This window comes from Lysobacter auxotrophicus (assembly GCF_027924565.1).
Classification (GTDB): Bacteria; Pseudomonadota; Gammaproteobacteria; order Xanthomonadales; family Xanthomonadaceae; genus Lysobacter_J; species Lysobacter_J auxotrophicus.
The window spans coordinates 1,182,366-1,196,520 of sequence record NZ_AP027041.1 but is presented as its reverse complement, the minus strand read 5'-3'; the positions used below and the strand labels follow the sequence as shown (position 1 = coordinate 1,196,520).

General features: G+C 68.6%; 15 protein-coding genes. 2 read left to right on the top strand and 13 right to left on the bottom strand.

What is annotated here, in order from left to right:
• Positions 1-65 precede the first annotated feature (65 nt).
• The 3 genes from LA521A_RS05450 to surE form a co-directional block, all read right to left on the bottom strand.
• On the bottom strand, positions 66-680 hold the full coding sequence (locus LA521A_RS05450; protein WP_281781314.1) for a YqaA family protein: 615 nt from the start codon (positions 678-680) through the stop codon (positions 66-68).
• A 61-nt stretch (positions 681-741) separates the two neighbouring features.
• Positions 742-1,419 carry a protein-L-isoaspartate(D-aspartate) O-methyltransferase gene (locus LA521A_RS05445; RefSeq protein ID WP_281781313.1) on the bottom strand — a complete coding sequence of 226 codons (678 nt, stop codon included), beginning with the start codon at positions 1,417-1,419 and terminating at the stop codon, positions 742-744.
• Positions 1,416-2,219, bottom strand: a complete 804-nt coding sequence (gene surE / locus LA521A_RS05440) for a 5'/3'-nucleotidase SurE (RefSeq protein WP_281781312.1) — start codon at positions 2,217-2,219, stop codon at positions 1,416-1,418. The genes LA521A_RS05445 and surE overlap by 4 nt, the downstream gene beginning before the upstream one ends.
• A gap of 180 nt (positions 2,220-2,399) precedes the next feature.
• On the opposite strand from surE, the gene LA521A_RS05435 reads away from it, so the two are divergent.
• The gene (locus LA521A_RS05435; RefSeq protein WP_281781311.1) at positions 2,400-2,966 is read left to right on the top strand and encodes a Smr/MutS family protein; all 567 of its coding nucleotides are present in this window, start codon (positions 2,400-2,402) and stop codon (positions 2,964-2,966) included.
• Positions 2,967-2,997: 31 nt separating this feature from the next.
• Here the strand turns inward: LA521A_RS05435 and LA521A_RS05430 are convergent, their stop codons facing one another.
• From LA521A_RS05430 to LA521A_RS05390, 9 genes are all read right to left on the bottom strand, one after another.
• Positions 2,998-3,240, bottom strand: a complete 243-nt coding sequence (locus tag LA521A_RS05430; RefSeq protein WP_281781310.1) for a hypothetical protein — start codon at positions 3,238-3,240, stop codon at positions 2,998-3,000.
• 148 nt (positions 3,241-3,388) lie between these two features.
• Positions 3,389-4,441, bottom strand: coding sequence for a tRNA pseudouridine(13) synthase TruD (gene truD, locus LA521A_RS05425; RefSeq protein ID WP_281781309.1), 1,053 nt, complete (start codon positions 4,439-4,441; stop codon positions 3,389-3,391).
• Positions 4,438-4,917, bottom strand: a complete 480-nt coding sequence (ispF, locus tag LA521A_RS05420) for a 2-C-methyl-D-erythritol 2,4-cyclodiphosphate synthase (protein WP_281781308.1) — start codon at positions 4,915-4,917, stop codon at positions 4,438-4,440. The genes truD and ispF overlap by 4 nt, the downstream gene beginning before the upstream one ends.
• 79 nt (positions 4,918-4,996) lie before the next feature.
• Entirely contained in the window at positions 4,997-5,701 is a 705-nt protein-coding gene (gene ispD, locus LA521A_RS05415; protein WP_281781307.1) for a 2-C-methyl-D-erythritol 4-phosphate cytidylyltransferase, read from the bottom strand.
• Positions 5,698-6,042: a cell division protein FtsB gene (ftsB, locus tag LA521A_RS05410; protein WP_281781306.1), complete on the bottom strand. Its 345-nt coding sequence runs from the start codon at positions 6,040-6,042 to the stop codon at positions 5,698-5,700. The genes ispD and ftsB overlap by 4 nt, the downstream gene beginning before the upstream one ends.
• Positions 6,043-6,060: 18 nt before the next feature.
• Entirely contained in the window at positions 6,061-7,347 is a 1,287-nt protein-coding gene (eno, locus tag LA521A_RS05405) for a phosphopyruvate hydratase (RefSeq protein WP_281781305.1), read from the bottom strand.
• Between the two features lie 184 nt (positions 7,348-7,531).
• Complete coding sequence (gene kdsA, locus LA521A_RS05400; RefSeq protein ID WP_281781304.1) at positions 7,532-8,365, bottom strand: 3-deoxy-8-phosphooctulonate synthase; 834 nt, start codon at positions 8,363-8,365, stop codon at positions 7,532-7,534.
• 150 nt (positions 8,366-8,515) lie between these two features.
• On the bottom strand, positions 8,516-10,180 hold the full coding sequence (gene pyrG, locus LA521A_RS05395) for a CTP synthase (protein WP_281781303.1): 1,665 nt from the start codon (positions 10,178-10,180) through the stop codon (positions 8,516-8,518).
• A 180-nt stretch (positions 10,181-10,360) separates the two neighbouring features.
• The gene (locus tag LA521A_RS05390) at positions 10,361-10,597 is read right to left on the bottom strand and encodes a hypothetical protein (RefSeq protein ID WP_281781302.1); all 237 of its coding nucleotides are present in this window, start codon (positions 10,595-10,597) and stop codon (positions 10,361-10,363) included.
• 275 nt (positions 10,598-10,872) lie between these two features.
• On the opposite strand from LA521A_RS05390, the gene parE reads away from it, so the two are divergent.
• A complete protein-coding gene (gene parE / locus LA521A_RS05385) occupies positions 10,873-12,780 on the top strand; it encodes a DNA topoisomerase IV subunit B (RefSeq protein WP_281781301.1) in 1,908 nt (635 codons plus the stop codon).
• Positions 12,781-13,356: 576 nt separating this feature from the next.
• On the opposite strand, the gene hutG is transcribed toward parE, so the two are convergent.
• Complete coding sequence (hutG, locus tag LA521A_RS05380) at positions 13,357-14,154, bottom strand: N-formylglutamate deformylase (protein ID WP_281781300.1); 798 nt, start codon at positions 14,152-14,154, stop codon at positions 13,357-13,359.
• Between the last annotated feature and the right edge of the window lies 1 nt (position 14,155).

Sequence of the window (14,155 nt, the reverse complement as noted above, 5' to 3'; positions counted from 1 at the left end):
TCCTCTCATCCGACCCGTTCTCATCGAACCCGCTCTCATCCAAGCCACTGTCATCCAACCCGCTCTCATCCAAACTGGGCCTTCCAGACCAGCCAGCCGATCGCGGCGACCAGCAACACCAGCGCGATCCAGCCGATCGGCTCGATGTAGCGGCGCAGGGCCGCTTCGGCCCGCACGCCACCGATGCGGATGACCAGCGCGATCAGGTACACGCGCTTGCCGCGGCCGATCAACATGCTCAGCACGTACTGCGGCATGGGCACGCCGACGATACCCGAGGCCCATGTGAAGACCTTCATCGGGATCGGCGCGAAGCCGCCCAGCACCAGCAGCCAGAACACCGCCCACGGCGACTCGGCCATCTTCGCCTGCACGGTGGCGATGCCGCTTTCGATGCCGCCCAGCATGCCCATCGCGGCGAACAGCGGCTTGACCGCCTCGAACGCGAAATGCCCCAGCGCATAGCCCACCAGCGCGCCCACCATCGAACCGGCCAGGCTGATCGTGGCGAACCAGAATCCGCGCCGCGGCTGCGCGACGCACATCGGCGCCAGCATCACCTCGGGCATGATCGGGAAGATGATCGCTTCGATGAAGCTCAGGCCGACCAGGTAGGCCGGCGCGTGGCGGTGTCGGGCCCAGACCAGGGCGCGCTCGTACAACGGTCCGAAGATCTTCAACGGCAACCTGCCCTTGGATGGTGTCGTCAGTGTGTGTCGCGGGGTGTCGCTGCGGCGTCGATCAGTCGACCATGCCCGACAGCAGCGGCACGAAGACTACCGGCGCGAGCGTCTGCTGGGCGATATTCCCGTCCGCATCCTTCCGCAGCTTCAGCAACGATTGCGATCCGGCGCCGCCGACGGGGGCGATCAGGGTGCCGCCCGGCGCGAGTTGTTCGGTCAGCGCATCCACCAGCGCCGGCGCGGCGGCGGTGACGATGATGGCGTCGAAGGGGCCGTTTTCCGGCCAGCCGATGCGGCCGTCGTCGTGCTTGCTGCGCACGTTCATGCCGAGCTGGCGGAAGCGCTTGCGCGCGGTGCGCAGCAACTCGCCGATGCGTTCGACCGTGTGCACTTCCAGCCCCAGCGCCGCGAGCACGGCGGCCTGGTACCCCGAACCGGTGCCGATCTCCAGCACTTTCTTCGGTTCCGATTCGAGCAGCGCCTCGGTCATCTTCGCGACGACCCACGGCTGCGAAATCGTCTGGCCATGGCCGATCGGCAACGCCGTGTCTTCGTAGGCGCGCGTCGCCAGCGCCTCATCGACGAACAGATGGCGCGGCACGGTGCGGATCGCGTTGAGCACGCGCTCGTCGCGAATGCCGTTCTCGCGCAGGCGATCGACCAGGCGGTCGCGCACGCGCTGCGACGTCATCCCGGAACCGATCGCCTCCGGCTGCAACCGCATGCGCAACGTCATGCCGCGCGCTCCGGCTTGCGCGAGGCCGGATGACCGAGCGAGGTCGCCAGGCCATCGACCCAGCTGGCCACCTGTTCGAGCGCGTGGTAGCGCGTCAGGTCGACCTGGATCGGCGTGATCGAGATGTGCCCCGTGCGCACGGCGTGGAAATCCGTGCCCGGGCCCGCGTCCTGCTCGGCGCCCGCCGGGCCGATCCACCACCACTGGCGGCCGCGCGGATCCTGCTGCGGGATGCACGCTTCGGAACGATGACGATTGCCCAGGCGCGTGACTTCGAAGCCGCGCACCTCGTCCCACGGGATGTCGGGGACGTTCACGTTGAGGATGGTGTCGGCCGGCAGCGGGTCCACGCGCAGGCGGGCGATGATTTCCGCCGCCGCACGCGCCGCAGTCTCGTAATGACGGCCGGTGTGATCGACCGTCTGCAGCGACATCGCCACTGCCGGCAGGCCGAGGAAGCGGCCTTCCATCGCCGCCGCGACGGTGCCTGAATAGATCACGTCGTCGCCGAGGTTCGCCGTGTTGTTGATGCCGGACACCACGATGTCCGGCTCGACCTCGAGCATGCCGGTGATGGCCACGTGCACGCAGTCGGTCGGCGTGCCGAACACGCGCCAGGTCGAGCCATCGAGCTGCTGCACGCGCACGGGCGCGTCCAGGGTGAGCGAATTGCTGGCGCCGGAGCGGTCGCGGTCGGGCGCCACCACCAGGACGTCGTGCCCCGCTGCGCGCAGGCCTTCGGCCAGGACGCGGATGCCGGGCGCGTCGACGCCGTCGTCGTTGCTCACCAGTACTCGCATGGACTCCCTTGTGACTCGTTCGGAAACGCTTGCCGGAACATGGCGCCGGCGCGGATCGGGCCGCGCCGCGCGAAGGCCCATGATAGCCGAAGCCGCCCGCGCGCCCGGCGACGGTGTGCACGGCTTGCGAATGCGGCGTTCCCGGCTTGCGGTATCGACTTACGACGCTAGGCTTGTCGCATGTCCGAACGACGCGACGATGACGAAGACGACGCCGAGCTGTTCCGCGCGGCGATCGGACCGGTGCGGCCGATGCGCGAAACCGCGCCGCCGCCGTCGGCGCCGCGGCCACGCCCACGCGCGCGCATGGCCGAACGCGACGAGGCGCATGCGCGCGAGCAGTTCCGCCACGCACTGGAAGACAGCCTGCTGGAGGCCGGTGATGCGCTGAGCTACCGGCGCGAAGAGGTCTCCCCGCGGCTGCTGCAGAAACTCAAGCGTGGCGAGATCTCGGTGCAGGAGGAACTCGACCTGCACGGCGCGGACACGCGCGAGGCCGAGCAACTGGTGCGCGCCTTCCTGCACGACGCCCGCCAGCACGGCGTGGGCTGCGTGCGGATCGTGCACGGAAAGGGATTGCACGGCGCCGCGTCGATCGCCTCGGGCGGCCAGCCCGTGCTGAAGAATCTGGTGGATCGCATGCTGCGGCATCGCGCCGACGTGCTCGCGTTCCACTCCGCGCCGCCGGCGCAGGGCGGCACCGGAGCGGTGCTGGTGCTGCTCGCGCCCCGTCGCCTGCGCTCCTGATCGGATCGCGGACGCAGGGCGTCGGCAGGGTTTACTTCGGCTGTCCGGTGGTCTGTTCCGCCTGTTCAGCCGTCGCGCGCGGCAGGTTCACCCAGACCACTTCCAGCCCGCGGCGACGCGCGACGCGTTCGACGTACGCGATGTATTCCTCGTCGGCGTCGTTGAGCGACGGCGAGCGCTGTTGGGGTACGTAAGTTGACTTGGATTCCATGCCGGCGCAGGCCGACAGGCCCACCAGGGACAGCAACAGGGCCATGCGAAGCGATGCGTTCATGACGACATCTCCATGACGGTTCGCCGCGCCCCGCGGCGCGGCGACAGCGCGTTGCGACGCTGCAATGCCCGGTATACGCCGGCGCTCCGGCAGAGCCAGTGCCGTCGGGTGCTTTCCGACGAACGGTCGGCGAGGCGCTTCGCGCGGCCTAGCCGGCGCGCCCGACCGACGTCACGAGGCCCAATTCGGCGAGCACGACCGTCGCGTACGTCCCCGGCGGCAACGCGAAAGCGAGCTCCAGCACGTCGTCCTCACGCCACGACCACGCCAGTTCCGCCGGCTTCAGGCGCAGCGCCCGGCGCTCCTGCTTGAGGCCTTCGGCTTCCAGGCCCGCACGCAACGCGAGCGCCTCCTCGCCGGAGAGCGCCTCGGCCTCGAGTTGCGCGGCCTCGCCCGTCGTGCGCGGTTCGCCGCGTCCCCACAGCGGGCCAGTCGGATGGATGTCGAACGACGCCAGCCGCAGCGCCAGCGCATCGTCGAACGGTTCGGGCCCGAACACGCTGCGACTGCCATCGAGCATCCACACCTCGCCGTCGAGCGGCGTGTCCCAGCAGCCGCGCTGCACGCGCTGTGCGAGCACGCGGTTGAACAGCTCCGAACGCGCGGCCGAAATCAGCAGCGTGCGCTGCTCTCGGCGCACGCGACGGCCGTTGAACATCGCGCGCGCGTTGGCCACGTTGTCGCCGTCGCGGCCGAAACGCTGCTCGCCGAAATAGTTGGGAACGCCGCGCTCGGCGATCGCCGCCAGGCGCTGCCCGATCGCATCGCGTTCGCCGCGCACGGCACGCAGCGTCAGCACGAACCGGTTGCCGGCCAGCGCGCCGCGCGGGAGCTTCTTCGCATGCCAGGTGTGTTCGACGACGGTAAGGCGTTCCTCGCCTTGCACGAAATCCAGCGTCGACAGGTCCGGCGCGACCTTCTTCGGCAGGTGCACGCTGAAACGCTGTCGCGTGACGGCGTGGCGATCCTTCAGGCCCGCGTAACCGATGGCGACTTCGCCCACGCCCGCCCACTGGGCGATGTGCTTCGCCGCGAAGCCGGTGTTCATGCCGCGCTTCTCGACCGTGAGCAGCAGGTGCTCGCCGGCGCCGGTCGGCTCGAATCCGGGGATTTCCTCGACGACGAAATCCTCCGGCGTCGTGCGCATGTTCGCCGACAGGACGGCGTCGCCATGCGCGCGCGGCAGCGTCGGCTCGCTCACGATTTCACCAGCAGGCAGACCGCCATCGCCGCGATGCCTTCGCCGCGCCCGGTGAAGCCGAGTTTCTCGCTGGTCGTCGCCTTGATGCTGATCGCGTCCAGCTCGACGGCCAGTTCCTGCGCGAGCGCCTCGCGCATCGCCTCCGCGTGCGGGCCGACCTTCGGGCGTTCGCAGACGACGGTGACGTCGGCATTGCCCAGCCGCCAGCCGCGTTCGCGCGCGAGCGCATCGCAATGGCGCAGGAAGGCACGGCTGTCGGCGCCTTTCCACTGCGGATCGCTCGGCGGAAAGTGCTTGCCGATGTCGCCGAGCGCGAGCGCGCCGAGGATCGCGTCGCACAGCGCGTGGATGACGACGTCGCCGTCCGAATGGGCGAGCACGCCGCGATCGTGCGGCACGCGCACGCCGCCGAGGATGACGTGGTCGCCGTCGCCGAACGCATGCACGTCGTAGCCCTGGCCGATGCGGATGTTCATGGGATTGCCTTCAAAACGATGCGCGCAAGGCGCGATGAAAAGTCGGGCGAACGACGCGTCGCCTTCGCGGACCGGCGCGTCAGCCGTCCGCGGTGCCTCGCGCGAGAAGATACTCCGCCAGCGCGAGGTCGGCCGGCGTCGTCACTTTCAGGTTGTCCTCGCGGCCTTCGACGAGCGCCGGATGCGCGCCCATGCGCTCCATCGCCATCGCTTCGTCGGTGACGACGACGCCGTCGGCGCGTGCGCGTTCCAGCGCCGCGCTGAGCGCGCCACGGCGGAACGCCTGCGGCGTGAACGCACGCCACAACGCCGAGCGGGGTTCGGTCGCGACGATGTGCGATGCGGCGTCGGCCCGCTTGAGCGTGTCGCGCACCGGCGCGCCGAGGATGGCGCCGTCGGGGTGCGCGATGGCGGCGTCGATCAGGCGATCGAGGTCGCCGGCGCGAAGGTTCGGTCGCGCCGCGTCGTGCACGAGGACGAGCGCGTCGTCGCCGACGTCGGACGGCAGCGCGTGCAATGCGGCGAGTACCGAATCGGCACGCTCGCCGCCACCGGTGCAACGCAGCAGCGGCTTGCCGTGGCGCGTCGTCCAGCCCGGCCAGCGCGGATCGTCGGCCGCCAGCGCGACCACAGCGCCGTCGATGCGCGCATGCGACAGCAACGCGTCCAGCGCATGCGCGATCAGCGGCTTGCCGGCCGCTTCGAGGTACTGCTTGGGGACCTCACCGCCGAACCGCGTGCCGCGACCGGCGGCAGGCAGCACCGCCCAGATGCGCGCCGTCACGGCGCCGGCACCTGCGCGTCGTCGGCAGGCGGCGCCTCGGGCGGCGACGGGGTCGTGCCTTCCGGTTCGACCACGCGATAGAACGTCTCGCCGGGCTTGATCATGCCCAGCTCGCTGCGTGCGCGCTCTTCGACGGCGGCCTCACCGGACTTGAGATCCTCCACTTCCGCCGCGAGCGCGTCGTTGCGCTGCTGCAGGCCCGCGTTTTCGCGGGTCTGCTGCTGTACCTGGCGATCCAGGCGGGCGACGGAACGGCTGCCGCCCTCGCCCACCCAGAGGCGGTATTGCAGAAACGCCAGCAGCCCGGCGAGCAGCACCAGCAGCAGTCGCAACCAGCGCATGCGCGCGTGCTCCGTTCCTTAGCGCTTGAGCGAGACGAAGGCGTCGCGGCCGGCGTACTTCGCCGCCGAACCGAGCGCTTCCTCGATGCGCAGCAGCTGGTTGTACTTGGCGACCCGGTCGCTGCGGCACAGCGAGCCGGTCTTGATCTGCGTGGCGGTGGTCGCGACGGCGATGTCGGAAATCGTCGTGTCCTCGGTTTCGCCCGAACGGTGCGAGACGATCGCCGCATAGCGGTTCGCATCGGCCATGGCAATGGCTTCCAGCGTCTCGGTCAGCGTGCCGATCTGGTTGACCTTGATCAGAATGGCGTTCGCCACGCCCTGGTCGATGCCTTCGCGGAAGATCTTCGGGTTGGTCACGAACAGGTCGTCGCCGACCAGCTGCACCTTGTTGCCGATGCGGTCGGTGAGCTGCTTCCAGCCGGCCCAGTCGTGCTCGGCCATGCCGTCCTCGATGGTGACGATCGGGTACTGCGCGGCCCAGTTCGCGAGGAAATCGACGAACTGCTCGCTGGTCAGGCGCTTGCCTTCACCGGTGAGGTTGTACTTGCCGTTATCGAAGAACTCGCTGGAGGCGACGTCCAGGCCGAGCAGGATGTCCTCGCCCGCCTTGTAGCCGGCCTTGCCGATGGCTTCCAGGATGGTTTCCAGCGCTTCCTCGTTCGAACGCAGGTCCGGCGCGAAACCGCCTTCATCGCCCACCGCCGTGCTCAGGCCGCGGCCCTTGAGCACGGACTTCAGCGCATGGAACACCTCGGTGCCGGCGCGCAGCGCCTCGGCGAAGCTGTCCACGCCGACGGGCAGGATCATGAATTCCTGCAGGTCGACGTTGTTGTCGGCGTGCGCGCCGCCGTTGATGATGTTCATCATCGGCACCGGCAGCACGGCCTCGCGGTTGCCGGCGAGGTACTTCCACAGCGGCAGCTTCTTCGACGCCGCGACCGCATGCGCGTTGGCGAGCGACACGCCCAGCAGCGCGTTCGCGCCCAGGCGGCCCTTATTCTCGGTGCCATCCAGGTCGATCATGCGGCGATCCAGACCGGCCTGGTCGTCGGCTTCGAAACCTTCCAGCGCTTTGGCGATCGTCGTGTTGACGTTCTCCACGGCGCGGCGCACGCCCTTGCCGAGGTAGCGCGTCTTGTCGCCGTCGCGCAGCTCCACGGCTTCCTTGGTGCCGGTCGACGCGCCCGACGGGACGGCGGCCCGGCCGAAGCTGCCGTCGGCCAGGGTGACTTCGGCTTCGAGCGTGGGATTGCCGCGGCTGTCGAGGATTTCGCGGGCGTGGACTTTGGCGATGGTCGTCATGGGTTTCGTCGTAGGGGCGAAAGGCGGATTGGACACGGATTAAAGCAGAACTGGATGCGCTGCTCCTCCCCTGCTTGCAGCGGAGGTCGGGAGGGGCGTGAGGCGCGCAAGCGCCGAGCTCGCCGCAACGCGGCTTTCAACCCCTCCCCAACCCTCCCCTGCGTGCAGGGGAGGGAGCGGAGCATCAGACGCTGGATTCGAGGAAACCGTTCTTCTTGGTGACGCGGTCGATCTCCATCAGCGTCTCCAGCAGCGCGCGCATCTTAGGCAGCGGCCAGGCGTTGGGGCCGTCGGACAGCGCCTCGTCCGGCACCGGATGGGTTTCCATGAAGATGCCGTCGATGCCGACCGCCATCGCCGCGCGCGCCAGCACCGGCACGAACTCGCGCTGGCCGCCGCTCTTGCCGCCGGCGCCGCCGGGCAGCTGCACCGAATGGGTGGCGTCGAACACGACCGGGCAGCCGGTGTCGCGCATCACGCTCAGCGAGCGCATGTCGCTGACCAGGTTGTTGTAGCCGAACGACACGCCGCGCTCGCACGCCATGATCTGCGTGTTGCCGGTCGCCTTGGCCTTGTCGGTGACGTGCTTCATCTCCCACGGGGAGAGGAACTGGCCCTTCTTGATGTTCACAGGCAGACCGGCGCGGGCGACGTTCTGGATGAAGTTCGTCTGGCGGCACAGGAAGGCCGGCGTCTGCAGCACGTCGACGACCGAGGCGACCTCGTCCATCGGCGTGTACTCATGCACGTCGGTGAGCACCGGCACGCCGATCTGTTTCTTCACCTCGGCCAGCACCTTCAGGCCTTCTTCCAGGCCCGGGCCGCGGAAGCTCGTGCCGGACGTGCGGTTGGCCTTGTCGAAACTCGACTTGAAGATGAAGTTGATGCCGAGCTCGGAGGTGATTTCCTTCAGCTTGCCGGCGGTGTCGAGCTGCAGCTGCATCGACTCGATCACGCACGGACCGGCGATCAGGAAGAAGGGTTGGTCCAGGCCGACTTCGAATCCGCAGAGGTTCATTCGCTTCTTCGCTCTAGTGCCCTCCCCTTCAGGGGGAGGGTTGGGTGGGGGTGGGTTGGACGTCAGCGTCGCCGGAAAGGAACACCATCGCTTCCCGGCCCTCCCCTGAAGGGAGGGAGAAACGCCGCCCCGGTTGCGGGCGGCGAACCATCAAGCCGTGGCTTCCTTCAGCAACCGGCCGCCGGCCTGCGCCTTGCGCTCGCGTGCGGCACGGATGAAGCCGACGAACAGCGGGTGGCCGTCGCGCGGGGTCGAGAGGAACTCCGGGTGCGCCTGGCAGGCCAGGAACCACGGATGCGCATCGCGCGGCAGTTCCACCATTTCCACCAGCAGGTCGTCCATCGACTTGGCGCTGATGGTCAGGCCGGCGTCTTCCAGCTGCGTGCGGTAGCGGTTGTTGAATTCGTAGCGATGGCGATGGCGCTCGGCGACGACATCGCGGCCGTACATCTCGCGCGACAGCGTGCCGGGCTTCAGGCGTTGCTCCTGCAGGCCCAGGCGCATCGTGCCGCCGAGGTCGCTTTCTTCGTTGCGGCGTTCGATCTCGCCCGACGAGGTGCGCCACTCAGTGATCAGGCCGATCACCGGATGCGGGCTGGCCTTGTCGTTCTCGGTGCTGTTGGCGCCCGACAGGCCCGCGACGTGCCGCGCGTAATCCACCACCGCCGCCTGCATGCCGTAGCAGATGCCGAAGTACGGCATGCCGGTTTCGCGGGCGAACTTGGCGGTCAGCACCTTGCCCTCGAAGCCGCGATCGCCGAAGCCGCCGGGCACGAGGATGCCGTCGACGTCCTTGAGCGCGTCCACGCCCTGCTGCTCGATGTCCGACGATTCCAGCCACTTCAGTTTCACGCGCGTGCGCTGGCGCAGTCCACCGTGCTTGAGCGCCTCGGCGACCGACTTGTAGGCGTCCTGGTGGTCGACGTACTTGCCCACCACCGCGATGTTGACCGTGTCGACCGGATGCTCGCTGGCATCGACCACTTCGTCCCACTGCGACAGGTCCGCGGGGCCGGCGTTGATGCGCAGGCGGTCCAGGACGATCGCGTCGAGGCCTTCCTCGTGGAAGCGGCGCGGCATCTTGTAGATGTTGTCCAGGTCGACGGCCGAGATCACCGCGCGCTCGGGCACGTTGGTGAACAGCGCGATCTTGCGGCGCTCGCTGTCGGGCAGCGGCTGTTCGCTGCGGCACAGCAGGATGTCGGGCTGGATGCCGATGGAGCGCAGTTCCTTCACCGAATGCTGCGTCGGCTTGGTCTTCAGCTCGCCGGCGGCGGCGATCCACGGCACCAGGGTGAGGTGCATGAAGATCGCGCCTTCCGGACCGCGCTCGGTGCGGATCTGGCGGATCGCTTCCAGGAACGGCAGCGACTCGATGTCGCCGACCGTGCCGCCGATCTCGACCAGGCCGATGTCGAAACCTTCGGTGGCCTCGACGATGCAGCGCTTGATCTCGTCGGTGATGTGCGGGATCACCTGCACGGTGCCGCCGAGGTAATCGCCGCGGCGTTCCTTGCGGATCACGTTGTCGTAGATCCGGCCGGTGGTGATGGAGTTCTTGCGGGACAGGCGCGTGCGCAGGTAGCGCTCGTAGTGGCCCAGGTCCAGGTCGGTCTCGGCGCCGTCGTCGGTGACGTACACCTCGCCGTGCTGGAACGGGCTCATGGTGCCCGGGTCGACGTTGATGTAGGGGTCGAGCTTCATCATCGTCACGCGCAGGCCGCGCGCTTCGAGGACAGCCGCCAGCGAGGCTGCCGCAATGCCCTTGCCAAGCGAGGACACCACGCCGCCGGTGACGAAAATCAGGGGAGTCATGGTTTTACTGCCGCTGGAAAGCCGTAGTTTACCGACTCGGCCCGGTCAGGGCGAGCCGCGCGGTGTTCATGGTCGGACGAAAGCGGCGCGATCCGGTGCGCCCGGCGCGCGCAGCGACGCCCGAAAACGCGAACGCCCCGCTGAAGGCGGGGCGTTGCGCGAGGAACCGGCGGGGAACGATCAGCGATCGTCCTCTTCCTCCGGCTCGCGGGTCGGATCGGACTTGGACGAGTCCTTCTTGCCGGACTTGCCGGTTTCGGACTTGGGCGCGTCGGCCTTCTGGCCCGACTTGCCGCGAGAGTCCTGCGACTGCGCGTTCTTCGCCGCGTCGGCCTGGGGCTCGGACTGCTGGGCGAAGGCGGGCGTCGCCAGCGCGGCGGCGATCATGGCGGGAAGGACGAGCTTGCGGATCTTCATCGGTACGACCTCCTGGGGAGAAAGACGGCGTGGCGGCGGGCCGCGACGCTGGCGGCACCCTACCCGCGCGGCGCGGAGCCGCCACTGAACGGGGCGCCTGACCGCGATGTGGGGCGGTCGCGGGCCGGATGCAAGGCCCGGTGCCCGTCTCAGCCCGCGGGACGGCCGCCGGGCATCCTCCCGGCAGCCCGGCTCGCACGCCGTGTTGAATTTCCGGCCCGGGCCACCGACCATCCCCGCTCCGCCTTGCACGTCGTCGAAGAAGTCGTCGAAGAATGAGTTCCCGTTACAACGCCGCAGACATCGAAGTCCTTTCCGGCCTTGACCCCGTCAAGCGCCGCCCCGGCATGTACACCGACACCGCGCGCCCGAACCATCTGGCGCAGGAGGTCATCGACAACGCCGTCGACGAAGCCCTCGCCGGCCACGCGCGCACCATCGAGGTGACGCTGCACAGTGATGGCAGCTGTTCGGTGTCCGACGACGGCCGCGGCATGCCGGTGGACATCCACCCGGAGGAGAAGATCCCCGGCGTCGAGCTGATCCTCACGCGCCTGCACGCGGGCGGCAAGTTCAGCAACAAGAACTACACCTTCTCCGGCGGCCTGCACGGCGTCGGCGTGAGCGTGGTCAACGCGCTGTCCAAGCATGTCGAAGTGCGCATCAAGCGCGACGGCAACGAATACCGCATGACGTTCAAGGATGGCGACCGCGCCACGCCGCTGGAAGTCGTCGGCACCGTCGGCAAGAAGAACACCGGCACGCGCGTGCACTTCTGGCCGGACGCCAAGTATTTCGACACGCCTAAGTTCAACGCCCGCGCCCTGCGCCACCTGCTGCGCGCCAAGGCCGTGCTGTGCCCGGGCCTGACGGTGAAGCTGTTCGACGAAGCCACCGACGAGCGCAACGAGTGGTACTACGAGGACGGCCTGCGCGATTACCTGCGCGGCGAGCTCGCGCAGCGCGAACTGCTGCCGCCCGAGCTCTTCGTCGGCAAGCTGACCAAGGACACCGAGACCGCCGACTGGGCCGTCGCCTGGGTCGTGGAAGGCGAACTGGTGCAGGAAAGCTACGTCAACCTGATCCCGACCGCGCAGCACGGCACGCACGTCAACGGCCTGCGCACCGGCTTCACCGATGCGCTGCGCGAGTTCTGCGACTTCCGCAACCTGCTGCCGCGTGGCGTGAAGCTCGCGCCGGAAGACGTGTGGGACCGCGTCGCCTTCGTGCTCAGCATCAAGATGACCGACCCGCAGTTCAGCGGCCAGACCAAGGAACGCCTGTCCTCGCGCCAGGCCGCCGGTTTCGTCGAGGGCGCCGCGCACGACGCGTTCTCGCTGTGGCTCAACCAGCACGTGGAACTGGGCGAGAAGATCGCGCAGCTCGCCATCGAACGCGCCGCGGCGCGTTTGAAGACCGAAAAGCAGGTGGTCCGCAAGAAGGTCACGCAAGGGCCCGCGCTGCCGGGCAAGCTGGCCGACTGCTCGAGCCAGGACCTCTCGCGCACCGAGTTGTTCCTGGTCGAAGGCGATTCGGCGGGCGGCAGCGCGCGCCAGGCGCGCGACAAGGATTTCCAGGCCATCCTTCCGCTGCGCGGCAAGATCCTGAACACCTGGGAAGTCGCGTCGGGCAGCGTGCTTGCATCGCAGGAAGTGCACGACCTCGCCGTCGCGATCGGCTGCGATCCGGGCAAGAACGACCTGTCGGGCCTGCGCTACGGCAAGGTGGTCATCCTCGCCGACGCCGACTCCGACGGCCTGCACATCGCCACGTTGCTCAGCGCGTTGTTCCTCAAGCATTTCCCGTCGCTGGTCGCTGCCGGGCACGTGTTCGTCGCGATGCCGCCGCTGTTCCGCGTCGACGTGGGCAAGCAGGTGTTCTACGCGCTGGACGAAGAGGAGAAGCACATCCTGCTGGAGAAGATCGAGCGCGAGAAGGGGGACCGCAAGAAGGGTTTCAGCGGCCAGGTCAACGTCACCCGCTTCAAGGGCCTGGGCGAGATGAATCCCTCGCAGCTGCGCGAATCGACGATCCATCCCGACACGCGCCGCCTGGTGCAGCTCACCGTCGACGACGACACGCAGACGCATTCGCTGATGGACATGCTGCTGGCCAAGAAGCGCGCGGGCGACCGCAAGCAGTGGCTGGAGACGAAGGGCGACCTGGCGACGCTAGAGGTTTGACGTCGCCGCGGTTATCGCGACCTTCGAGCGCCTTCGGGCGGCCTCGGTTGCGGTCGCCGGAACGCGACGCCCGCATGCGCCCGGCCGGCTTCTGTCCCTGCCCTCGCCGCAGCCGGCGCCGGCGCCGGCACGCGGGGCGTTCCGCTTCGAACTCGCCCCTCGCAAGCCCCCGTTGACCCGCAACTACATCGGGCAGTTGTCGGTGACGCCCTGCCTGGATGCGCAGTGCACGCAGGCGTTTGGACCGCAGGCCAGCGCGACCTATCGCGTGAATGTGACGACCCTGGGCGAGTGGGAAACGCTGAACCGCGACGCCAGCCACACCAGCTGCGTCCCCACCAGCATCGATCCGACCAGGCTCGTTCTGGCACGGGAGTGGCACGCACCGGCGGTACCGGGCGGAGCGGATGTGTATGTCGGCCGCCCCGCGACGGCGAGCGGCTCGCTCCTGCTCCTTGCGGCGCGAACATGCCCGACGGCACGCAGCGCGCCAGGGGCGAGCCGCTTGCCGCGACATACGCGACACCGGTGACCGCGTGCGCGCATCGTCGCGTCCTGGTGCCGCGGTCGGCAACCTCAGCGCAAGGTCGCAAGCAACAGGTTGCGGATGACGGCCTGCAGGATCGACGCCTTTCCGGCGTCGTACGCGAACGTGTTCTCGTCCATGTAATTCCGCTGGCTGACTTCCAGTTGCACCGCGTCGATTCCGCGTGCGGGATCGGCGTAGTGGCGCGTGATGTAGCCGCCCTTGAAGCGGCCGTTGACCACGTGGTCGAAATCGATCTGTCCTTCCAGCACTGCCTCGAGGCGCTGCTGCAGCGCCGGCGAACAGCTCGCGCCGCCCGACGTGCCGAGGTTCAGGTCCGGCAGGCGGCCCTCGAACAGGAACGGCAGGTCGCTGCCGCGGATCGAATGCCCCTCCCACAGCACCACGCGCCCGTATTGCGTGCGCAGTCGCTCGATCTCGCCGGCCAGCGCGTCGTGGTACGGGCGCCAGTAGCGCTCCACGCGCTGGGCGACTTCTGCCTCGTCGGGCGATCGGCCTTCCAGGTAGATCGGCTCGCCGGTGAACTGCACGGCGGGGCACAGACCGGTGGTGTTCTGCCCGGGATAAAGCGATGTGTCGTCGGGCGGTCGATTGAGGTCGACCACGTAACGCGAGTGACGCGGCACGAGGATCGAGGCGCCCAACTCGCGCGCGAAGTCGTACAGCACCGACACGTGCCAGTCGGTGTCCGGCGCGCGTCGCGCGGCCGGCACCATGCGCGCGGCGAGGTTCTCGGGAATATGGCTGCCGTCGTGCGGCAGGCTCACCAGCAGCGGCGTGGTGCCGCGATGCAGAGTGAAGACGTCGCTGTCGTGTGGTGCGTTCATC